At 69.7% G+C, this 20,505-nt stretch carries 19 protein-coding genes; 16 read left to right on the forward strand and 3 right to left on the reverse strand.

Annotated features, from left to right (window positions below):
- Positions 1-19: 19 nt before the first annotated feature.
- Genes traF through ASF43_RS05945 form a run of 3 tightly spaced genes read left to right on the forward strand, consistent with a single transcriptional unit; the run spans position 20 to position 5,100 of the window.
- Positions 20-829 (forward strand): conjugal transfer protein TraF, encoded by an 810-nt coding sequence (gene traF / locus ASF43_RS05935; protein WP_235578137.1) that lies wholly within the window; start codon positions 20-22, stop codon positions 827-829.
- 8 nt (positions 830-837) lie between these two features.
- A complete protein-coding gene (locus tag ASF43_RS05940) occupies positions 838-2,292 on the forward strand; it encodes a conjugal transfer protein TraH (RefSeq protein ID WP_056177623.1) in 1,455 nt (484 codons plus the stop codon).
- Positions 2,293-2,328: 36 nt separating this feature from the next.
- Positions 2,329-5,100 (forward strand): conjugal transfer protein TraG N-terminal domain-containing protein, encoded by a 2,772-nt coding sequence (locus ASF43_RS05945; RefSeq protein WP_056177625.1) that lies wholly within the window; start codon positions 2,329-2,331, stop codon positions 5,098-5,100.
- A 3-nt stretch (positions 5,101-5,103) separates the two neighbouring features.
- Here the strand turns inward: ASF43_RS05945 and ASF43_RS05950 are convergent, their stop codons facing one another.
- A complete protein-coding gene (locus ASF43_RS05950) occupies positions 5,104-5,439 on the reverse strand; it encodes a hypothetical protein (protein WP_056177627.1) in 336 nt (111 codons plus the stop codon).
- A gap of 180 nt (positions 5,440-5,619) precedes the next feature.
- Positions 5,620-5,748 (reverse strand): hypothetical protein, encoded by a 129-nt coding sequence (locus ASF43_RS32010; RefSeq protein WP_255358088.1) that lies wholly within the window; start codon positions 5,746-5,748, stop codon positions 5,620-5,622.
- Positions 5,749-6,281: 533 nt separating this feature from the next.
- On the opposite strand from ASF43_RS32010, the gene ASF43_RS05955 reads away from it, so the two are divergent.
- Positions 6,282-6,842, forward strand: a complete 561-nt coding sequence (locus tag ASF43_RS05955; protein WP_056177629.1) for an NADPH-dependent FMN reductase — start codon at positions 6,282-6,284, stop codon at positions 6,840-6,842.
- An 11-nt stretch (positions 6,843-6,853) separates the two neighbouring features.
- Here ASF43_RS05955 and ASF43_RS05960 read toward each other — a convergent pair whose 3' ends face one another.
- Positions 6,854-7,636 carry an IclR family transcriptional regulator gene (locus tag ASF43_RS05960; RefSeq protein WP_056177631.1) on the reverse strand — a complete coding sequence of 261 codons (783 nt, stop codon included), beginning with the start codon at positions 7,634-7,636 and terminating at the stop codon, positions 6,854-6,856.
- Positions 7,637-7,779: 143 nt separating this feature from the next.
- Here ASF43_RS05960 and ASF43_RS05965 point away from each other — a divergent pair, with 143 nt between their 5' ends.
- The 12 genes from ASF43_RS05965 to ASF43_RS06020 are packed head-to-tail and all read left to right on the forward strand — an operon-like array spanning position 7,780 to position 20,330.
- Entirely contained in the window at positions 7,780-9,090 is a 1,311-nt protein-coding gene (locus ASF43_RS05965; RefSeq protein ID WP_056177634.1) for an ABC transporter substrate-binding protein, read from the forward strand.
- Between the two features lie 22 nt (positions 9,091-9,112).
- Entirely contained in the window at positions 9,113-10,009 is an 897-nt protein-coding gene (locus ASF43_RS05970; RefSeq protein WP_056177636.1) for a branched-chain amino acid ABC transporter permease, read from the forward strand.
- Entirely contained in the window at positions 10,006-10,950 is a 945-nt protein-coding gene (locus ASF43_RS05975) for a branched-chain amino acid ABC transporter permease (protein WP_056177638.1), read from the forward strand. The genes ASF43_RS05970 and ASF43_RS05975 overlap by 4 nt, the downstream gene beginning before the upstream one ends.
- Positions 10,947-11,741: an ABC transporter ATP-binding protein gene (locus ASF43_RS05980; protein ID WP_056177640.1), complete on the forward strand. Its 795-nt coding sequence runs from the start codon at positions 10,947-10,949 to the stop codon at positions 11,739-11,741. The genes ASF43_RS05975 and ASF43_RS05980 overlap by 4 nt, the downstream gene beginning before the upstream one ends.
- Positions 11,738-12,421, forward strand: a complete 684-nt coding sequence (locus ASF43_RS05985) for an ABC transporter ATP-binding protein (protein ID WP_056177642.1) — start codon at positions 11,738-11,740, stop codon at positions 12,419-12,421. The genes ASF43_RS05980 and ASF43_RS05985 overlap by 4 nt, the downstream gene beginning before the upstream one ends.
- Positions 12,418-14,028: a GMC family oxidoreductase gene (locus tag ASF43_RS05990; protein ID WP_056177644.1), complete on the forward strand. Its 1,611-nt coding sequence runs from the start codon at positions 12,418-12,420 to the stop codon at positions 14,026-14,028. The genes ASF43_RS05985 and ASF43_RS05990 overlap by 4 nt, the downstream gene beginning before the upstream one ends.
- Positions 14,029-14,030: 2 nt before the next feature.
- Complete coding sequence (locus ASF43_RS05995) at positions 14,031-15,527, forward strand: aldehyde dehydrogenase (RefSeq protein WP_200932433.1); 1,497 nt, start codon at positions 14,031-14,033, stop codon at positions 15,525-15,527.
- A 29-nt stretch (positions 15,528-15,556) separates the two neighbouring features.
- Positions 15,557-16,324 (forward strand): SDR family NAD(P)-dependent oxidoreductase, encoded by a 768-nt coding sequence (locus ASF43_RS06000; RefSeq protein ID WP_056177648.1) that lies wholly within the window; start codon positions 15,557-15,559, stop codon positions 16,322-16,324.
- A 32-nt stretch (positions 16,325-16,356) separates the two neighbouring features.
- The gene (gene fahA / locus ASF43_RS06005) at positions 16,357-17,634 is read left to right on the forward strand and encodes a fumarylacetoacetase (protein WP_369803229.1); all 1,278 of its coding nucleotides are present in this window, start codon (positions 16,357-16,359) and stop codon (positions 17,632-17,634) included.
- 16 nt (positions 17,635-17,650) lie between these two features.
- Positions 17,651-17,974, forward strand: a complete 324-nt coding sequence (locus tag ASF43_RS06010; RefSeq protein WP_056177653.1) for an NIPSNAP family protein — start codon at positions 17,651-17,653, stop codon at positions 17,972-17,974.
- A gap of 27 nt (positions 17,975-18,001) precedes the next feature.
- On the forward strand, positions 18,002-19,318 hold the full coding sequence (gene hmgA / locus ASF43_RS06015; RefSeq protein WP_369803231.1) for a homogentisate 1,2-dioxygenase: 1,317 nt from the start codon (positions 18,002-18,004) through the stop codon (positions 19,316-19,318).
- Positions 19,319-19,355: 37 nt separating this feature from the next.
- Positions 19,356-20,330: a tripartite tricarboxylate transporter substrate binding protein gene (locus ASF43_RS06020; RefSeq protein WP_056177657.1), complete on the forward strand. Its 975-nt coding sequence runs from the start codon at positions 19,356-19,358 to the stop codon at positions 20,328-20,330.
- The last annotated feature ends 175 nt before the right edge of the window (positions 20,331-20,505 follow it).

Consider the following 20,505-nt stretch of genomic DNA (forward strand, 5'->3'; position numbering starts at 1 on the left):
GATGGCCATGCGTCGATCGATGCGAATCTCTTCGCTGCTGTGGCTGGGCCTGGTGTCGGCCGGGCTGGCCGAGCCGCTGGCCCCGGCCTACTGGGCCGACCGCTGGCGCGGCTGGCACTTCTACGAGGAGCACGCGCCGGAGCCGGAGGCCGAACGGCCTGTGGCTACTTCTCCCGCCGTCGTTCCCCTGCGGCCGCCCGAGCTGGCCGCCTTCGAACAGCTGCAGAAGGCGGTCGAGCAGACCCGGAACATCGCCATCATGCGGCCGACCGAGGCGAACGTGCGGCGCTACATGGAGCTGGAGATGCAGGTCGTCGGCCGGGCCTCGTACTTCGCCGACGTCGCGCAGCGCGTGGCCTGGGCTACGCCGGCACTGGACCCGACGCTGCACGGCCGGCCCGTCAATGCCACGGCGCTGGAGGTGTTTGAGCGCCAGCAGCAGGCCGAACGCGCCGCCACGGTCGCCGGCCTGGGCCGCGAGAACGCGCTGTTCTTCTTCTACCGCGCGGACTGCCCGTACTGCCATGCGTTCGCGCCCATCCTGCAGGGCTTCGCGACGCGCCATGGGCTGCAGGTCGTGGCCATCGCGCTGGACGGCGGGCCGCTGCCGGGCTTCCCGGACGCGCGCCCGGACAACGGCATCGCCGCCGCGCTGCAGGTGACGCAGGTGCCGGCCCTGTACCTGGCCCATCCGGCCAGTGCCACCGTCACGCCGATCGGTTTCGGCGTGCTGTCCGAGTCCCAGCTGCTGGAGCGCCTCGCGATCGTGGCGTTGCCGCGGACCCAGGCCATGCTGCCGGGCACGACGCGGCGGCTCACGTTGCCTTAGGAGATCCCATGGCCTCGCTTCGTTCCCATCTTCGCCCGACCCAGCGGCGCCGGCTGCTGGCCGCCGTCTGCGCGGCGGTGCTCGCCCTGCCCGGCCCCGGCCGCGCCGACCTGAACCGCGAGGTCAACGCCATGTTCGATCAGCTCGGCGCGATCGGCAACTACACGGCACCGGGTGCCTTCCGCGGCCAGACCTTCAACACCTACACCGGCGGCAACCTGATGATGCGCTCGCCGAACAAGGTTTACCAGCTGGCGGCCGTGCAGTTCCCGAGCGCGCGCGCCGGCTGCGGCGGCATCGACGTGTTCGGCGGCAGCTTCAGCCACATCTCGGCGGACGAGTTCAAGAACATGTTGCGCAACATCACGGCGGCCCTGCCCGGCATCGCGTTCCAGTTGGCCCTGGAGGCGGTCTCGCCGCTGCTGGGCGGGCTGACGAAGTGGGCCAAGGGCCTGGAGACCTGGATCAACAACGCGCGCATGAACTCCTGCGAGACGGCCAAGGCCCTGGTCAGCACGGCCGCCGAGGCAGCCGGCTACAGCAGCCAGGAGAGCTGCGCCGACCTGGCCATCGAGATGGGCCTGGAAAGCGACCGCGACGCGGCGCGCCGGCGTTGTTCGACGGGCCGGCCCGGCGTGCTGGCGTCGGCACGGTCCTCGGGGGATGCGAACGTGCGCAACAAGGCACCCTTCGTGGGCAATTTGACCTGGAAAGCGCTGCAGCATGCCGGCTCCACGCTGACCGACGCCGAGCGCGAGCTGATCATGAGCATGGTCGGCACCGTGGTGTTCCATCCCGAGGAGTCCGGCCGCGACCCCGAGCCGATCGCACCGACGCTGACCTCGATCAGCCAGCTGTTGTACGGCCAGGCGGCCGGCACCGGCAACCAGGTCATCCAGCACCTGCTGCGCTGCCCAGACCCGGCCGACTGCATGGCTGTGACGCTGGACCAGACCTACGCCCATGTGCCGTTCACGGCCCGCGTGGAGACCCTGATGCGCTCGATCGCGGACAAGATCGCCACGCGCACCGCGATCCCCAACAACTCGGCCGAGGTCGGCTTCGTGAACATGACGGCCGAGCCGGTCTACCGCATGCTGTCCATCGGCACCAGCATCCCGGGATCCGGCCTGGCCGACAGCCTGATCGCCCAGTACCGCGACGTGATCGCGGCCGACTACGCCTATGTGTTCCTCGAACGCCACCTGCGCGTCGGGCTGGCGGCCCTGGCCAAGGACTACACGCTGCAGCAGGGCCAGCGCGAGCAGGCCGCGCAGATCCGCCAGCGCGCCCAGGCCCTGCTGCTGCAGCTGTCCCAGGAGAAGGGCCTGCTGTACCAGAAGGTCGGTTCCTTCCGGGCGGTCGCCAGCCACCTGGAACAGCTGGAGCGCCAGCTGCGCTCCAGCATGCCGCAGCATGTGATGGACATGCTGGGGCAGCAGGCCGCGTACCAGGGGCGGTAGGCGGAGCGGGACCGCTCGGGCAGCGAGGAAGCCACCGTGTGGGAGATCTACGCCTACCAGAACGCCGACAGCCTGTTCGGCGTGTTCAATGCCGCGGCGGCCATCCACGGCTCCAGCGACTACGCGGCCGCGCTGGCAGCCGTGGGCTTCAGCGGCTTCTGCGCGGCGCTGGTCGCCTACGCCTTTGCGCCCGAGAAGCTGCAGGGCTGGAAATGGCTGGGCACGGTGGTGCTGGTGTTCGGCCTGCTGATCGTGCCCAAGGTAACGGTCGGCGTCGTGGACAAGACCGGTGGCTCGGCCGTCAAGGTGGTCGACAACGTCCCCTTCGGCGTGGCCGTGCTGGGTGGCCTGACCAGCACCATCGGCCACACGCTGACGGGGCTGTTCGAGACCGCGTTCCAGGTGATCCCGGGCGCGGGCGCGCTGCCGGCCGAGCTGGCTTACCAGCGCAATGGGCTGATGTTCGGCAATCGGCTGCTGCGCACAAGCGGCCAGTTGGTATTCCCCGACCCGGGCTTCCGGACCGACCTGGTGAACTTCATCCACAACTGCACCAGCTACGACCTGATCGATGGCACGCTGGACCCGGCGGTGTTCTCGGCGTCGACGGATGTCTGGGCGCTGATGGGGTCGCCGAACCCGGCGCGTTTCAGCACCGTGGCCGGCGCAGGCGGCGGTGTGGGCGTGGCCACCTGCCCGGACGTGTACCAACATCTGAACGGCCGGCTGCCGGCCCAACTGACGCGGCTCGAGGGCAGGCTGGCCTTCCAGCTGAACCCGACTTTGCCCACCGCGGCGGCTGCGGCCGTGATCGCCGGCCAGGTGCAGCAGGCCTACCTCAAGAACGGCATCGCCGACGCCTCGGCGACCGCCGCCGACCTCGTGCGCCAGAACGCCATGCTGAACGCACTGGAGGACACAGGCCGGCTGATCGGCCAGAAGACCAACGACCCGGCGTCCATGGTGCTGGCGGTCGGCCGCGCCCAGGCCATCGCGCAGATGAACGCGTCCTGGCTGAACTACGGCAAGGTGGCCGAGCAGGCCCTGCCCGTGTTCCGCAACGTGGTCGAGGCCGTCACCTATGCGCTGTTCCCGCTGTTCGTGCTGTTGCTGCTGTTGACCAGCGGGCGCGACACGCTGATGGCCTTCAAGGGCTACCTGGCGATCCTGATCTGGATCCAGCTGTGGCCACCGCTGTACGCGATCCTGAACTACATGGCGTCGATCTATGCGGCCTATGACCTCGCGGCGGCGGCCGACCTGGGCGCCGGCGCGCGCGGGCTGGCGCTGCAGACAGCCTCGGTCGTCTACCAGCGCGCCGTGTCCGGCGAGGCCGTGGTCGGCTACCTGGCGATCAGCATCCCGTTCATCGCCTGGGCCGCGCTCAAGCGCATGGAGAACTTCGGGACTGCGCTGGTGGGTGGGTTGTCCGGGCTGCAGGGGGCGTTGTCGGGGTCGACCTCCTCGTCGGCCGTGGGCAATCAAAGCCTCGGCAATGTGTCCATGGACCAGCTGCAGCTGGCACCGAACCGCAGCTCGGCCTTCATGGGCAGCTGGCAGCACGACCTCAGCGGCAACCAGTTCTCGGCCAGCGCGCTGAGCGGGGTCACCGCCGTCAGCCTGCTGCGCAACCAGGGCTTCGCCTCGCGCGTGGTGTCGATGCGCGTGTCGGAGCAGGATGTGCAGGATGCCAGCCGGCAGGTGGATGCGGCGCGCAGCGACGCCGTAGCGGCCAGCCAAGAGCGCTCGACGGTGCTGGCGGATGTGTTCAGCAAGGGGGTGGCGAAGCTGCAGGCCTCGCGCCGGAGCAGCGGGGCTACGTCGTCGAGCTACGAGCAGTTGGGGGAGTCGTTGAACCAGCTGGACCAGATGAGCCGCAGCATCGCCGAGACGACGGGGCTGTCGCAGACGCAGGTCGCACGCATCGCCCTGGGTGCTTCAGGCAGCCTTGGGCTTAGCACGCCGTTCGGTGGTGCGCATGGCAATGCGAACGTGGACAAAAATTACAACGCCGGCCTGTCGTCCGAGGAGCAACGCGCACTGGCGTCCATGAGCAGCGAGCAGATCGCCGCGTTCCGTCAGTTCGGCGACCGGGTGGCGCGCGACAGCAGCTTCGTACAGGTCATGACACAGGATGCGCGCGAAGCGCAGGAGCTTTCCGCGCGGCTGTCCACGTCCGCCGCCCGGTCCGAGCGCGCCGACACCAGCCTGGCGGAGCGCACGGCCTACGCTGAACGCGTCTCGACCGCCTACGAACGCGGCGAAACGATTGCGATCGACATTGCGCAGGATCCGCACAATTTGCGGATGTTCAGCCGCTACGCAGAACAGTACGGCGGCAGCAGCGCGTCGGCTCAGGTGCTGATGGCGTCCGAACTGGCCAGGCAGGCCCTGAAACCGCAGCGCAGGTTCTCCGACGGCACGGCCCTACCGACCAGCTTCACCGAGCCGGTCGAGACACACCAACGACATGTCCAACGTCAAATGCTGTCGCTGGACCCGTCGCGACAGCACGACGCCAACGTGGCTCAGGTCCGGCGCTCGGGTGGTTCGCAGCCGTCCACCGCTAGCGGGGGACTGCCGTCCGCGTTGCGCGGCGAGGTGCAGGACGAGGGCGCGCGGATCCGAAGCGCCGTGGAGGAGAATCGAACGCAGGCCGGCGAGCAGATGCAGACGACGCAGACCCCGGAAGGCACGCTGGTATCGAACCGCTCGCTGATCAAGCGATCCATGGACCAAGTCCAGCAGGACGTCACGCCGGTGATCGAGGACGCCAAGCAAGCAGTCCAGGATGCCTTCAAGAAGTGAGGATCAGCCGCGCTTGTCCGCGTCGAACATGTGGAGGCCGTACTCTGGCCGCGGGGGTTTCATGAACGGGGGATGTCCCTTGTCGCGCCAGTAGTTGGCAGCCATGTCTCGGCCGGACATTCCCATTCGGGGGATGGGATGCATCTCCTCTTCGGTGGGAATGGGTCGTTGCCACGGACGGCGCAAGCCAATCTGACACAGGCCACCGCCAATGGCGGCACCAAACAATGCGCCAACCGCCATCATGCCGATTTGCAGGCCGGTGGCGTCGTGTCGGGCTGACAGCCAGCCGAGGCCAACACCGGTCATGAACACGACGAGGAAGACGAGTTTTCGCATAGGTCAGCGGTAGACTAGTCCGCGAACCAAGAATGTCAAATTGGACGCAAGACAAATCGACGCTAGCCGCAAGCGTGGTGAGAAGGGCCAGAATCTGTCTGGGAAATTAAACATACCCTTTATTGTGTGAATCAATGGTGTCAAGCTTAGTATGTCCGCCCATCGCTATCCACTAGGTCCTTAACCTAGATATCGGTCCACGCCCCACAGGGCCGACGAAGTGTTGTTGAGCGGCTCGGCGGCCTGCAGCAGGTCGGTCTTTATGCCAACCTTGGCCACGTCGCGGAAGTACTCGATCGGCGCCAACATCACCAGTGGTCCGCTGGCTCGGGGCCACGGGCGTGAAGGTGAGCTTGGAGATGGACAGCACCTAGCCGGCCAGGCACACCTGTTCCGCGTGATGCGCCTGACCATCTGACCATCGGCCCGGCCGCCGGCGTGTCAAAGCGCCGGGACGCCATCACTCACTGGCGTGCGCTAGATTGGGCCCCCGCCACCACCAGCGGCGCGCGTAGCCAGGGCTTGCCGCGATGACAGGCTCGTGACGCCCCGGCAAGGCGTCCGAGATGATCGCCCTATCACGCAATACGCTGGACACACGCCCGGTGCGCGATATGACATGCCTGCTCACGCATGCGGCGCGGCTCAGTGATGTCAACCGGTTGCTGGTCACAGGTAATGCAAAGGGGCGACGCGACGCATGCGACGGACGCACTGGTTTCCGTCTATCGGACAACCTCACGAATGCACCTGCGGGTGCACCTAGACTTGCAGCTGCTTGAACCACTTTCGCCCGTCCCGCTTGATAGCGGCAGCACGCAACGCCACGTTGGAATAACCGAATGAAGAAGCTGGACATCGTCGGACTTTGCGGCAGCCTGCGCCGCGCTTCCTTGAACCGCATGGCGCTTGAGCTGGCAAAGGCGAGCATGCCTGCATCGATGCAGCTGGACGTCGTCGAGTGGCGCGAGGTGCCGCCCTTCGACGCGGATGTGCTGGTCTCAGGCTTCCCGCCGGGCGTCCAGGCGCTGCGCGACCGCATCCGCCGCTGCGACGGCGTGGTCATCGCCACGCCGGAGTACAACTTCTCGGTGCCGGGCATGTTCAAGAACACGCTCGACTGGCTGAGCCGCGGCGAGGACCAGCCATTCGCGCACAAGCCCGTCGCCATCCTCTCCGCATCGCCCGGCCCGCTGGGCGGATCGCGGGTCCAGTACGAGCTGCGCAAGATTCTGCTGTTCGTCAACGCCATGGTGCTGGCCAAGCCCGAGGTGTTCATCGGCGGCAGCGGTGCCAAGTTCGACGCTGCGGGCGCCTGCGTGGACGAGACCACCCGCGGCTTCGTGACCGCGCAGATGCTGGCCTTCGAGGGCTGGGTCCAGGCGGTGCAGCGCATGCGCTGAGGTGGCGGCGCTCAGACGCGGGTGCGCTTGCGCATCAGCACCTCGACCTCCTGCGTGGCCTTGCGCAGCAACCCCGCGATCTGCTGCGTCCTGCGCTGGTTGATGCGCTGCGTGAGCGCCGCCACGCTCAGCGCTCCGACCGCCTGGCCCATCGAATCGTGGAATGCCACGCCCACGGCCCGCACGCCCAGGCTCACGCGGTTCTGGATCACCGCCGCGCCTTCCTCGCGCGATGACAGGCACGCCTCCGCCAGGTCCTGCGCCGTCAGCTTGCCGAACGCCGGCAGACTGGGCGCCACGCGCTCGATGATCTCCGCACGCTCTTCTTCCGGAATGGCGGCCAGGATCGCCAGGCCACCGGCGCCCACGCCCAGCGGCCGCCGGCTGCCCACCTCCAGCACCAGCGCGCGGATCGGGAATTCGCCTTCGCGGCGGTGCATGCAGACCGCGTCGAAGCCGCTGCGCACCACGAGGTAGACGGTGTCGCCCGTCTCGCGTGCCAGCTCGCTCATGGCGCCGTCGCACAGGTCGCGGATGTCGTGCATGGTCGAGCCCGCCACGCCGAGCTCGAACGCCAGCGGCCCCAGCCGGTAGCGCCGCGTCTCGGCGCTGTGCACGGCCAGCTTCTCGGCCACCAGCTGGCCCAGCACGCGGTGCGCGGAGGGATGGGGCAGCTGCGCCTTGGTCGCCAGCTCCGTCAGGGCCAGGCCCTTGCGCCCTGCCGTCGCCAGCAACTTGAGCAGCACCACGCCGCGCTTCAGCGAGCCTGCATCGGAGCTTGTTTTCGTGTTCATTTATCGGACATTCGTATGGTTCGTTTCCGGTGATTAGAAAAGAATCCTGGCGAAGGCGCACGCAGGACTCCGATAGATGGACATCTTCGTGCGTTGACCGGGGCCACGCCCCGCCATCAGTCCAATCACCAGGAGACAACGCCATGAAGCTTCCACGTCGCAACCGCTGGATCGCCGCAGCGCTGGGCGCGCTGTGCCTGTTCGGCACCGCCCATGCACAACCCGCCGGCAAGGTCCGCATCGCCGTCGTCACGCCGCTGACCGGGCCGCTGTCGGTCGTCAACGGCCCCGGGCAGAACGCCGCGCGCATGCTGGCCGAGGCCATCAACAAGGGCGAGCTGCCCGCGCCCTACAACACCGGCAAGGGTTTCGGCGGCCGTGAGATCGAACTGGTCTTCCTGGACGAGAACGGCGGCAACGCCAAGCAGGTGGCCGAGTTCCGCGGCCTGGTGGAACGCCAGGGCGCCGACGTGGTGATGGGCTTCGGCTCCGCCGCCACCTGCCTGGCCGTCGCGCCCGTGGCCGAGGAACTGAAGGTGCTGACCGTGATGTCGACCTGCGCCACACCGCGCATCTTCGAAGACGGCAAGTACGAGTACGTGTTCCGCACCACCGGCACCACCACCATGGACAGCGTGGCCCTGGCGCTCTATGCGCAGGCCCGCATGCCGCAGGCCAAGACGGTCGGCCACATCAACCCGAACTACGCGCTGGGCCAGGATGCCTGGCGTGACTTCAGCGCCGCGCTGAAGGCGCTCACGCCCGGCATCACCGTGGTGGCCGAGCAGTGGCCCACGCCCGGTGCCGGCCAATACTCGGCCGAGATCTCGGCGCTGGCCTCCAAGCGGCCGGACATCCTGCACACCTCGATGGCCGGCGCCGACCTGGAGGCCTTCTTCACGCAGATGCGCCCGCGCGGCCTGCACGAGCAGTCCAAGATCTACGCGCCGCTGCTGGAACTGTCCATGTACCGCATGGGCACGCAACTGCCGGACGGCGTGGTGTTCACCGCCCGCGGCACCAATGGGCTGTTCGCGCCAGCCTCGCCGCTGAACGACTGGTTCATCACCGCCTACCGCGGCCGCTTCAAGGACACGCCGGTCTACACCGCCTACCAATACACCAACTCGCTGCTGGCCCTGAAGGCGGCCTACGACAGCGCCGCCAAGGCCGGCAGCACGGCCACACCGGCCGTGATCAAGGCGCTCAAGGGCCGCAGCATCGTGACCCCGAGCGGCACCATCCGGCTCGCACTGGGCAACGGCCACCAGGCGATCCAGGACATGGCGGTGGGCGAGGCCTTTTTCGACACCGAGAAGAAGACCGTCTCGGTGCGCAACGTGGTGCGCTTCCCCGCGGAATGCGTGAACCCGCCCGAGGGCGTGAAGAGCGAGGCCTGGCTCAAGGACGGCATGGCCGGGCGCAAGTGCGACGGCGTCGTCGCGTCCAAGTGATCGCCGCAGCTCCGCACCACCCATGACGACCCTCGTCACCATCCTCATCGACGGGCTGATCTACGGCGCCTGGCTGTTCCTCGTGGCGGCCGGGTTGACGCTGGTCTTCGGCGTCATGAAGGTCCTCAACATCGCGCACGGCAACCTGTACGCCATCGGCGCCTACGTGGCCGCCAGTGCCATGGGCTACTGGTTCGCGGACCGGCCGCCCTCGTTCGAGGCCTTCGCGATCCAGCTGGCCGCCGCGGTAGTGGCCGGCGTCGCCACCGGGCTGCTGCTGGAGAAGGGCGTGCTGCAGCGTCTGCGCGGGCGCGACGAGGTCTCGCTGGCGCTGGCCACCTATGCGCTGCTGCTGGTGCTGGACGACGTGATCCAGTTCGTCTGGGGCACCTCGGCCCAATCGGCCAGCGCGCCCTACGGCCTGTTGGGCAGCTCCGAGATCAACGGCCTGCGCTTCAACAACTACGAGTTCGTGCTGCTGGCCGCCGCCATCGCGGTCGGCCTGTCGCTGTGGTGGCTGCTGCAGCGCACGCGCACCGGGCGCTGCCTCACGGCCATCATCCGCGACCCGGAGATGGCGGCCGCGATGGGCATCCACGTGGAGCGCCTGTACCTGGCCACCTTCGTGCTGGGCGCCGTGCTCGCGGCGCTGGGCGGCGCGCTCACGGCGCCCATGATCCAGGTCGCCCCCGGCCTGGGCGCCGAGGTGATCGTGGTGACCTTCGCGGTCATCGTGATCGGCGGCATGGGCAGCATCCCCGGCGCCGCCGTCGGCGCGCTGGTGGTGGGCCTCGCACGCGCCACCACCATCCACCTGTTCCCCTTTGCCGAAGTGTTCATCGTCTACGCGGTGATGGCGCTGGTGCTGGCCATCCGGCCCGAGGGGCTGTTCCCGCAAGCTGCGTTGAGGAAGATATGAACACGCTCCGTCGATCCGACGCCGCGCTGCTGGTGTTCCTGGCCGTGCTGGCCCTGTGCGCCTTCGCCATGCCCAGCTGGCTGCTGAGCCTGACCGCCGTGGCGCTGGCCAAGGGCCTGGTCGCCCTGGGCCTGCTGCTGTTGCTGCGCGCCGGCCTGGTGCCGTTCGGCCATGCGCTGTACTACTGTCTGGGCGGCTACGCTGCGGGCCTGGGCACGGCCTGGCTGGGCATCAAAGACACGTTCCTGCTGCTCGCGCTGGCCACGCTGGTGTCGGCCTTTGTCGCCTTCGCTGCGGGCTTCCTGATGCGGCGCTACCGCGGCATCTTCTTCGCCATGCTGTCGATGGCGCTGTCGATGATCCTGTACGGCGTGCTGCTGAAGTCACAGAGCCTGGGTTCGACCGACGGCTTCTCCGTCACCCGCGCCTCGTTCTTCGGCGCGCAGACGGCGGGCCTGGGCGCCATCCAGTCGGTCTACCTGCTGACGGCAACCGTCACGCTGCTGGCGGCCTGGGGCGTGTCGCGCTACCTGGCCACATCCATGGGCAACATCGGCCCGGCCATCCGCCAGAACGAGGTGCGTGTGGAGTACCTGGGCTACTCGCCGCGCCGGTTGATCCACACCGAGTACACGCTGTCGGGCGCCTTCGCGGGCGGCGCCGGCGCGCTGGTGGCGATCCTGGTCGGCCAGGTCGACCCGGGCATGGGCTTCTGGATGACCTCGGGCGAGTTCGTGTTCATCGCCATCCTGGCGGGCGCCGGCGGCATCTGGGGTTCGCTGGCCGCGGCCTTCGTGCTGGAAGCGGTGCACGCGCTGGCCTTCGAGTACGCGCCGCAGTACTGGAAGTTCGTGCTGGGCGGCACGCTGCTGCTGCTCATCGTGCGCTTCCCGAGCGGGCTGTCGAGCATCCTCAAGACCAACCGGAAGGCCAGCGCATGACGACGACACCGTTGCTGGAAACGCGCGACCTCACGGTGCGCTTCGGCGCCGTGGTCGCCGTCAACAAGGTCAGCGTGCGCATCGATGCCGGCGAAGTGGTCGGCCTCATCGGCACCAACGGCGCCGGCAAGACCACCTTCCTGAACATGGTGACGGGCTACCTGCGCCCCACCAGCGGCAGCATCGCGCTGCAGGGCCGCAGCACCGTGGGCCGCACACCGCGCCAGCTGGTGGCACACGGCATGGCGCGTTCGTTCCAGGTGCCGCAGCTGTTCCCCGACATGACGGTGCGCGAGCACATCCTGTTTGCGCTGGCACTGGCCCAAGGCAGTGCCGCGGGCCTGCTGCGCCCCCTTCATGCGCCGGCCAGCGACGCCGAGGCCACCGCGGTGCTGCAGCGCTTCGGCCTGCTGGACATCGCCGAGCGCACGGTGAGCCTGGTACCGCAGGGGCAGCGCAAGCTGATCGACATCGCCATGGCGCTGGCGCTCAAGCCCCGGCTGCTGCTGCTCGACGAGCCCACCAGCGGTGTCTCGTCGGCCGAGAAGATGCCGCTCATGGAGGTGGTGTTCGACGCCATCCGCGCCGGCGGCGTGACCGTGTTGTTCGTCGAGCACGACATGGACGTGGTGCGCCGCTATGTCACGCGCATCCTCGCGTTCCGCGACGGCGTGATGATCGCCGACGGCACGCCCGAGCAGGTCATGCAGGACGCCGTGGTCGCCACCGCCGTGCTGCGTGGCAAACCAAACCAAGCGGCACCGGTCCGCAGCCAGGCAGGTGCCGCATGATCGAAACCCGCCAACTCAGCGTGGCCGTCGGCCCCGTCTCCATCCTCGAACAGGTGGACCTGCAAGCCACGCCCGGCGCAGTGATCGGTGTCGTCGGCCACAACGGCGCCGGCAAGACCACGCTGATGCGCACCCTGGTCGGCGCGCTGCCGGCCTCGTCGGGGCAGGTGCTGCTGGACGGCCACGACGTGACCGCCTGGCCGACACGCCAGCGCGTGCAGCTGGGCATCGGCTACATGCCGGAGGACCGGCGCCTGGTGCCCGAACTGACGGTGCGCGCCAACATCGAACTGCCGCTGGAGGTGGCGCGCCTGGCCCCGGCCGAGCGCACGCGCCGCATCGACGGCGTGCTGCAGATGATCCCCGAGCTGGTGCCGCTGATCCAGCGCCGCGGCAACCAACTGTCCGGCGGGCAGCAGAAGCTGGCCGCGCTGGCCCGCGCCATCTGCCAGGGCCAGCGCCTGCTGCTGCTGGACGAGCCTTTCGAGGGCGTGGCGCCGGCCCTGGTCGAGCGCCTGGCCACCGTGCTGCGCGCGCTACGCCGGCAGGGCCCGACCATCGTCGTCACCGACTCCGAGGGCGCCAACCTGCAAGGCCTGTGCGACCTGCGCTTCGCCATCGAACGCGGCCGCGTCCGCCCCGACCACCTGGTCCACCACAACGAAGAGACTCTCCCGTGAACACCTCGCAAGACTATGACTACATCGTGGTGGGCGGCGGCTCTGCTGGCTGCGTGCTGGCGAACCGGCTGTCTGCCGACCCGGCCCAGCGCGTGCTGCTGATCGAAGCCGGCCCGCACGACAACAGCATCTTCATCCGCATGCCGGCCGGTTTCAGCCGCGTGTTCGGCACCCAGCGCATGTGGGACTACCAGTCGGAGCCGCAGCGCGGCCTGGGCGGCCGCAAGCCCCACGTGCCGCAGGGCCGCACGCTGGGCGGCAGCGGCTCCATGAACGGCATGATCTACATCCGCGGCGACCGCCAGGACTACTACGGCTGGCGCGACGCCGGCTGCGACGGCTGGGGCTACGACGACGTGCTGCCCTGGTTCCGCAAGTCCGAAGGCAACGCACGGCTGTCCGACACCTTCCACGGCGCGCAGGGGCCGCTCAAGGTCATGGACACGCCCTACCGGCATCCGCTCAACGCGGCCTTCGTGCGCTCCGCGCAGGAGGTGGGGCTGCCGTTCAACCACGACTTCAACGGCGCCTCGCAGCTGGGCGCCGGCTTCTACCAGATCACCGCGGCCGAGGGCGAGCGCGGCAACACCTCGCGCTTCTACCTGCGGCCGGCCAAGTCGCGGCCGAACCTGGAGGTGCGCACCGACCTGACGGCCGCCCGCGTGCTGTTCGAAGGCACGCGCGCCACCGGCATCGAATGCGTGGAGAGCACGGGTTCGCACGCCACGGTGCGCTTCGGTGCGCGGCGCGAGGTGGTGCTGTGCGCGGGCGGCCTGGGCAGCGCCAAGCTGCTGCTGCAGTCCGGCGTGGGGCCGGGCGCGCAGGCGCAGGCGCTGGGCATCCCGGTGGTGCGCGACCTGCCTGGCGTCGGCCGCAACTACCAGGACCACCTGGAGGTGCCCGTCTACGGCAAGACGCGCGAGCCGATCAGCCTGTTCGGCCAGGACAAGGGCCTGTCGGCGCTGCGCCACGGCGCGCAGTGGGTGCTGTTCAAGAGCGGGCTGATGACGTCCAACGTCGTCGAGTCCGGCGGCTTCTTCGACCTGGACGGCGATGGCCGCGCCGACGTGCAGTTCCACGTGCTGCCGGTGCTGGTCGGCGATGTGGGCCGCGAGCCGCCCATGGTGCACGGCATCACGCTGAACCCCTGCCAGCTGGCGCCCAAGTCGCGCGGCGAACTGCGCCTGCGCAGCAAGGACCCGCTGGACCTGCCCTGGCTGGACGCCGGTGCGCTGGCCGACGAGGACGACGTGCGCGTGCTGCGCGAAGGCGTGCGCCTGGCACGCCGCATCCTGCGCGCGCCTTCGCTGGCCGCGCTGGTCAGCGAGGAGATCGAGCCCGTGCCCGAACTGGCGGGCGACGACGACGCCACCATCGACGCGCGCGTGCGCCACTTCGTCAAGACCGTCTACCACCCCGGCGGCACCTGCAAGATGGGCATCGACCGCGAGGCCGTGGTCGACCCGCAGCTGCGCGTGCACGGCCTGCAGGGCCTGCGCGTGGCCGATGTCTCGGTCATGCCCGCCATCCCGCGCGGCAACACCAACGCCGGCACCATCATGGTGGCCGAGCGGGCCGCCCACTTCATCCAATCGCAAGGAGCATGAACATGCTGGTGAACGATCTGGGCCGGCTCGCGCTGGCCACCCGCGCGGTGCTGGAGCAGCCGGCCCGCGTCTTCATCGGCGGCGAGTGGGTGCCGGTGGCAGACAGCCTGCCCGTCATCGACCCGAGCAGCACGGCCGAGGTCGCGCGCATCGCGGCCGGCGGCGCCGCCGAGATCGACGCGGCCATGCGTGCCGCCCGCAGCGCCTTCGAAAGCGGCCCGTGGCCGCGTCTGCACGGCGCGCAGCGCGAAGCCCTGCTGCGCCGGCTGGCCGAGCTGATCGAGCGCGACCGCCAACTGCTGGCCGAGCTGGAAGTGGTCGACGTCGGCATGCCGATCTGGATGGCGCGCGACCTTAACGTGGGCGGTGCCATCGACACGCTGCGCTACATGGCCGGCCTGGCGGGCCGCGCCACCGGCCGCACGGTGCAGGTGGGCGTGCCGATCCCGGACTCGGCCTTCTTCGGCTACACGCAGCGCGAGCCGCTGGGCGTGGTCGGCGCCATCATTCCGTGGAACGTGCCGCTCATGATGTCCATCTGGAAGCTGGCGCCCGCGCTGGCGGCCGGTTGCACCATCGTGCTCAAGCCGTCCGAAGAGGCATCGCTGAGCGTGCTGCACCTGGCCGGCCTGATCCAGGAGGCCGGCTTTCCGGCCGGCGTGGTGAACGTGGTCACGGGCGTGGGCAGCGCCGCCGGCGCGGCACTGGCCGCGCACTCGGGGCTGGACAAGATCACCTTCACGGGCTCCACCGCCACCGGCACGCAGGTGGCGCTGGCGGCAGCGCGCAACGTGACCCGAGCCACGCTGGAGCTGGGCGGCAAGTCGCCGCAGATCCTGTTCGCCGATGCCGACCTGGACCAGGCCATTCCCGGCATCGCCGGCAGCATCTTCCTGAACTCGGGCCAGGTCTGCGTGGCCGGTTCGCGGCTGTACGTGGACAAGCGCATCCACGACGAGACGGTCGACCGGCTCGCGCGGCATGCCGACGGCATGCGCCTGGGCGCGGGCCTGTCGCCCGACACCCAGCTCGGCCCGCTCGTCAACGCGCGCCAGCAGCGCCATGTGCTGCAGCATCTGGACGCCGCCCAGCGCTCCGGTGCCGAGCTGCTGACCGCCGCGCCGCGCGTCGACGCACCAGGCTACTACGTGCGCCCCAGCGTGGTGGCCGTGGCCGACCAGGAAGCCGCCATCGTGCGCGAGGAACTGTTCGGCCCGGTGATCACGGTGACGCCGTTCGACGACGTGGACCACGCGGTGGCCATGGCCAACGACACGCCTTACGGCCTGTCGGCCTGCCTGTGGACGCGCAGCCTGCAAACCATGCACGCCGTGGTGCCGCGCATCCGCTCGGGCAAGGTGGCGGTCAACACCGAACCCATGCCCTGGCCCGGCCTGCCCGAAGGCGGCCGCCGCGCCTCGGGCTACGGACGCGACCTCGGCGAGGAATCGTTCGAATCCTTCTTAGAGACCAAGTCCGTGCTGGTGCGCTACGCCTGACACCGCCTTCCACCGCAAAGCTCTCCACCATGAACACCACACCTCCCAACGCCACGCTGCCGCTGGCCGGCAAGCTGGCCGTCGTCACCGGCGGCAGCAGCGGCATCGGCGCGGCCTGCGTGCGGCTGCTGGCCGCCTCGGGCGCCCGGGTCGTCATCGGCTTCAACCAGGGCGCGGAACGGGCCGAGGCGCTGCGCGCCGAGCTGCCCGGCAGCGGCCACCGCGCGCTGCACATCCCGCTGACCGACGGCCAGGCGCACCAGGCGCTGGCCGAGACGCTGCGGGCCGAGCATGGCGCCGTCGACGTGCTCGTGAACTCGGCTGGCTTCACGCAGCGCATCGCGCACACGGACATCGACACGCTGACGCCTGCGCTGTTCGACGAAATCCTGCGCGCCAACGCGGGCGGGCCGTTCTCCATCATCCGCGCACTTCTGCCGCTGCTGCGCGCCTCGGGCCAGGCCACGGTGGTCAGCGTGTCCTCGGTCTCGGCCTTCACCGCGCTGGGCAGCAACATCGCCTACTGCGCGGCCAAGGCGGCGCTGGACACCATGTCGGTCGCGCTGGCGCGCGCCTTCGGCCCGCAGGTGCGCTTTCTGAGCGTGTCGCCGGCGGCGGTGGACACCGACTTCGTCGCCGGCCGCAACCGCGCCGAGCTGGAGAAGAAGGCCGCGGCCACGCCGCTGGGCCGCGTCGTCACGCCCGAGGACGTGGCACTGTCGGTGCTGGCCTGCGTGACGCATCTGCGCACGGCCACCGGCACGCGCGTGGTCATCGATGGGGGGCACAGCCTGTGAGCCATCGCCTGAATGCCACACACGATCCGTCCTTGCAAAGCTGGGTGCCTTCAGCCCAGGCGCCGGAAACCGATTTCCCGATCCAGAACCTGCCGTTCGCAGTGTTCCGGCCTGCCGGTGGCGAAGCGCGCTGCGGTGTCGGCATCGGCGACCGCATCCTCGACGTGGGGGCCTGCGCCGAGCTGTTCGACGGGCCGGCCGCGCAGGCGGTGCTGGCGTGCCGCGCGTCACGGCTCAACGCACTCATGGCCCTGGGGCCGGCGGCGGCATCGGCCCTGCGCGCAGGACTGTCGCAACGGCTGTCCGCCGCGCACACCGCCGACCGCGACCGGCTCGGTGCGGCGCTGTACGCCATCAACAGAGTGGAACTCGTGATGCCCGTGCAGGTCGGCGGCTTCACCGACTTCTTCGCCTCCATCCACCACGCGACCAACGCCGGCCGGCTGTTCCGCCCCGACATGCCGCTGCTGCCCAACTACAAGCACGTGCCCGTCGCCTACAACGGCCGCGCCAACAGCGTGCGCGTCAGCGGCGCGCCGGTGCAGCGCCCGCACGGCCAACTGAAGGGCCCGCAGGACGCCGCGCCACGCTTCGCGCCCGCGCAGCGGCTGGACTACGAGGTGGAGCTGGGCATCTACGTCGGCGCGCCGTCCACGCAGGCCCGGCCCATCGCGGTGGGCGACGCCTGGGACCACGTGTTCGGCGTCACGCTGCTCAACGACTGGTCGGCCCGCGACATCCAGGCCTGGGAGTACCAGCCGCTGGGCCCGTTCCTGGCCAAGAGCTTTGCCACCACGGTGTCGCCCTGGGTCGTGACGGCCGAGGCACTGGCACCGTTTCGCACCGCGGTGGCGCCGCGCGCCGAGGACGACCCGGCGCCGCTGCCCTACCTGCACGACGCGGTGGACCAGCGCCACGGCGGTGTGCGCATCGCGCTGGACGCGCACCTGCGCTCGGCGCGGATGGCCGCCCAGGGGCTGCCGGCGCTGCGGCTGTCGCGCTCGAATGCCGACCTGCTGTACTGGAGCATCGCGCAGATGCTGGCGCACCACACCAGCAACGGCAGCTGGCTCGACACCGGCGACCTGCTGGGCTCGGGCACGGTCTCCGGTGCCGATCTCGACGCACTCGGGAGCCTGCTGGAGATCACGGCCGGTGGCGCGCGCGCGCTGACGCTGCCGGGCGGCGAGCAGCGGCTGTTCCTGGCCGATGGCGACGAACTGACTCTGACGGGCCGCTGCGAAGCCCGAGGCCATGTGGCCATCGGCTTCGGTGCGTGCCGCGGCACGCTGCTGCCCGCCGCTGTTTGATCCCAGGAGACCGCACATGATCGTCGAGCAAAGAACCTACACCTGCCACCCCGGCCAGTGGCGCGCCTACCTGGCGCTGTACGAGGCCGAGGGCCTGGCCATCCAGAAGAAGATCCTGGGCCGCATGGTCGGCTACTACCGCAGCGAGACCGGGCCGCTGAGCCAGATCGTGCACCTGTGGGCCTACGAGGACATGAACGAGCGCACCGCGCGGCGCCACGCGCTCATGGCCGATCCGGGCTTCAAGGCCTATGTGGCGAAGATGCTGCCGCTGCTGCAAAGCCAGGAGTCGCGCATCCTGGTGCCGGCGGAGTTCTTCACGCCGCAATGGCAGGACTGAGCCAGCCACAAGATCAAGGAGATGAAGATGGAGTCGACGTCCAAGCCGTCCGCGGTCGCTTACCAGAGCGGCTTCGGCAACCAGTTCACGAGCGAGGCCCGGCCCGGCGCCTTGCCCATCGGCCGCAACTCGCCGCAGCAGGCGCCGCTGGGCCTGTACGCCGAGCTGCTGTCGGGCGCGGCCTTCACGGCCCCGCGGGACCAGAACCGGCGCACCTGGCTGTACCGCATCCAGCCCAGCGCGATGCACGAGGCTTTCCAGCGCATCGACGACCGCCAGTGGCGCAGTGCGCCCTTCGACGAGGTGGAAACGCCGGCCAACCGCCTGCGCTGGGACCCCTGGCCGATGCCGACGGAGCCCACCGATTTCGTGGACGGCATGGTGACCATCGCCGGCAATGGCGACGTGCACGGCCAGACCGGCTGCGCCACCCATGTCTACCGCGCCAACCGCTCGATGCACAAGCGCTACTTCATGGACTCCGACGGCGAGCTGCTGATCCTGCCGCAGTCGGGCGCTCTGCTGCTGCACACCGAGCTCGGCTTGCTGGAGCTGGCCCCCGGCGAGGTGGCGCTGGTGCCGCGCGGCATGCGCTTTCGGGTGGAGCTGCGCGAGGCAGAGGCGCGCGGCTACGTCTGCGAGAACTACGGCGCACCCTTCCGCCTGCCCGAGCTGGGGCCGATCGGCTCCAACGGCCTGGCCAATGCGCGCGACTTCCTGGCGCCGGTGGCCGCGTTCGAGGTCGACGCGGGCCCGGTGCGCGTGGTCAACAAGTTCATGGGCCATCTGTGGGAAGGCGGCCAGCCGCATTCGCCGCTCGACGTCGTGGCCTGGCACGGCAACCTGGTGCCCTACAAGTACGACCTGGCACGCTTCATGGCCATCGGCACCATCAGCTTCGACCACCCCGACCCGTCGATCTACACCGTTCTGACCTCGGGCACCGACACGCCCGGCGTGGCCAACTGCGACTTCGTGATCTTCCCGCCGCGCTGGCTGGTGGCCGAGGACACCTTCCGCCCGCCCTGGTTCCACCGCAACGTGATGAGCGAGCTGATGGGCCTGGTGCGCGGCGTGTACGACGCCAAGGCCGAGGGCTTCGTGCCCGGCGGCATCAGCCTACACAACTGCATGCTGCCGCACGGGCCCGACGCGGCGACCTTCGAGAAGGCCAGCGCGGCCACGTTGGCGCCGCACCGCATCGAGGACACGCTGGCCTTCATGTTCGAGAGCCGGCACGTGTTCCGGCCCACGGCGCAGGCGCTGCATGCCAGCCACCTGCAGGTGGACTACGACGCGGTGTGGTCGGGCTTTTCCAAGCAGTTCACCCCGGCTGGTCGCTGACACCACGGCCCCGCATTCCATGAACAAGGAGACAAGGATGGCGCCACTGCGTCGAGACATGTTGCTGGGAGGCGCCGCCACCATGGCGGCGCTGTGGGCCGGCCCGGCCCTGGCCCAATCGCCCTACCCCTCACAGCCCATCCAACTCATCCACGGATTCGGTGCCGGCGGCAATGCGGATGTGGTGGCCCGCCTCGTCGCGCAGAAGCTGGCCGGCGCGCTGGGCCAACCGGTGGTGGTCGAGATCAAAAGCGGCGCCGGCGGTGCCATCGCCAGCGGCTACGTGGCCAAGGCCAAGCCCGATGGGTACACGCTGGTGCTGCTGACCGGCGCGCACACCGTGTCGGCTGCCATCGCCAAGAACCTGCCCTACGACCCCGTCAAGGATTTCGCGTTCGTCTCGACCGTGTCGTCCTTCCCGTTCGTGGTCGCGGTGCGGGCCGAGCATCCGGCGCGCACGCTGGCCGATCTGCTGGACATCGCGCGCAAGGAGCCGGGCAAGGTGACCTTCACCTCGGTGGGCATCGGCTCGACCCAGCACATGGTCGGCGAGCTGCTGGCCTCGACCGCCGGCGTGCGGCTGCTGCACATTCCCTACCGCGGTGGCGGCGCGCCGGTGCAGGCCGTGATCGGCGGCGATGTGGATGTGCTGGCGGACACGCTGACGGTGGCCGCGCCGCACATCAAGTCGGGCCGCCTGCGCGCGCTGGGCGTGACCAGTGCGCAGCCCTGGCCGGGCGCGCCCGGGGTGCCGACGGTGGCCGCGACGCTGCCGGGTTTCGAGGTGCGCTCATGGCTGGGACTGGCGGCACCTGCGGGGACACCCGAGGCGGTGGTGCAGCGCCTGAATGCGGAGACGCGCAAGGCCCTGGCCGACCCCGAGTTCCAGAACACTCTGGCGGGACTGGGGAGCGAGGCCGCGCCCCGCGCTCCGGCCGACATGCTGGCGATGGTGCAGCGGGACATCGCGCGCTGGCGCGACGTCGCGGCGAAGGCCGGCATCGCGCCGTGACAGACCGCTGCGGTCTCAGTGGCAACTGAAGTTCGTGGCGTCCTCGATCGACCCCTTGCCGTTGTAGCGTGCCACCGTGGGGTAAGCGCACAGCGGCCGGATGCGCGCGGGGACCAATCGGCTGGGCCATCGGCATTGCGCCCGCCCCGAGCGCGCACTCCAAACGCGAACTCGA

This window comes from Pseudorhodoferax sp. Leaf267 (genome assembly GCF_001422405.1).
In the GTDB taxonomy this organism is placed as follows: Bacteria; Pseudomonadota; Gammaproteobacteria; order Burkholderiales; family Burkholderiaceae_C; genus Pseudorhodoferax.

Excerpts from the sequence above, each read along its gene's own strand:
- traF (WP_235578137.1), top strand. The coding sequence starts at position 20 with ATGCGAATCTCTTCGCTGCTGTGGCTGGGCCTGGTGTCGGCCGGGCTG.
- ASF43_RS05940 (WP_056177623.1), top strand. The coding sequence starts at position 838 with ATGGCCTCGCTTCGTTCCCATCTTCGCCCGACCCAGCGGCGCCGGCTG.
- ASF43_RS05950 (WP_056177627.1), bottom strand. The coding sequence starts at position 5,439 with ATGCGAAAACTCGTCTTCCTCGTCGTGTTCATGACCGGTGTTGGCCTC.
- ASF43_RS32010 (WP_255358088.1), bottom strand. The coding sequence starts at position 5,748 with ATGTTGGCGCCGATCGAGTACTTCCGCGACGTGGCCAAGGTTGGCATA.
- ASF43_RS05955 (WP_056177629.1), top strand. The coding sequence starts at position 6,282 with ATGAAGAAGCTGGACATCGTCGGACTTTGCGGCAGCCTGCGCCGCGCT.
- ASF43_RS05960 (WP_056177631.1), bottom strand. The coding sequence starts at position 7,636 with ATGAACACGAAAACAAGCTCCGATGCAGGCTCGCTGAAGCGCGGCGTG.
- ASF43_RS05965 (WP_056177634.1), top strand. The coding sequence starts at position 7,780 with ATGAAGCTTCCACGTCGCAACCGCTGGATCGCCGCAGCGCTGGGCGCG.
- ASF43_RS05970 (WP_056177636.1), top strand. The coding sequence starts at position 9,113 with ATGACGACCCTCGTCACCATCCTCATCGACGGGCTGATCTACGGCGCC.
- ASF43_RS05975 (WP_056177638.1), top strand. The coding sequence starts at position 10,006 with ATGAACACGCTCCGTCGATCCGACGCCGCGCTGCTGGTGTTCCTGGCC.
- ASF43_RS05980 (WP_056177640.1), top strand. The coding sequence starts at position 10,947 with ATGACGACGACACCGTTGCTGGAAACGCGCGACCTCACGGTGCGCTTC.
- ASF43_RS05985 (WP_056177642.1), top strand. The coding sequence starts at position 11,738 with ATGATCGAAACCCGCCAACTCAGCGTGGCCGTCGGCCCCGTCTCCATC.
- ASF43_RS05995 (WP_200932433.1), top strand. The coding sequence starts at position 14,031 with ATGCTGGTGAACGATCTGGGCCGGCTCGCGCTGGCCACCCGCGCGGTG.
- ASF43_RS06000 (WP_056177648.1), top strand. The coding sequence starts at position 15,557 with ATGAACACCACACCTCCCAACGCCACGCTGCCGCTGGCCGGCAAGCTG.
- ASF43_RS06010 (WP_056177653.1), top strand. The coding sequence starts at position 17,651 with ATGATCGTCGAGCAAAGAACCTACACCTGCCACCCCGGCCAGTGGCGC.
- hmgA (WP_369803231.1), top strand. The coding sequence starts at position 18,002 with ATGGAGTCGACGTCCAAGCCGTCCGCGGTCGCTTACCAGAGCGGCTTC.
- ASF43_RS06020 (WP_056177657.1), top strand. The coding sequence starts at position 19,356 with ATGGCGCCACTGCGTCGAGACATGTTGCTGGGAGGCGCCGCCACCATG.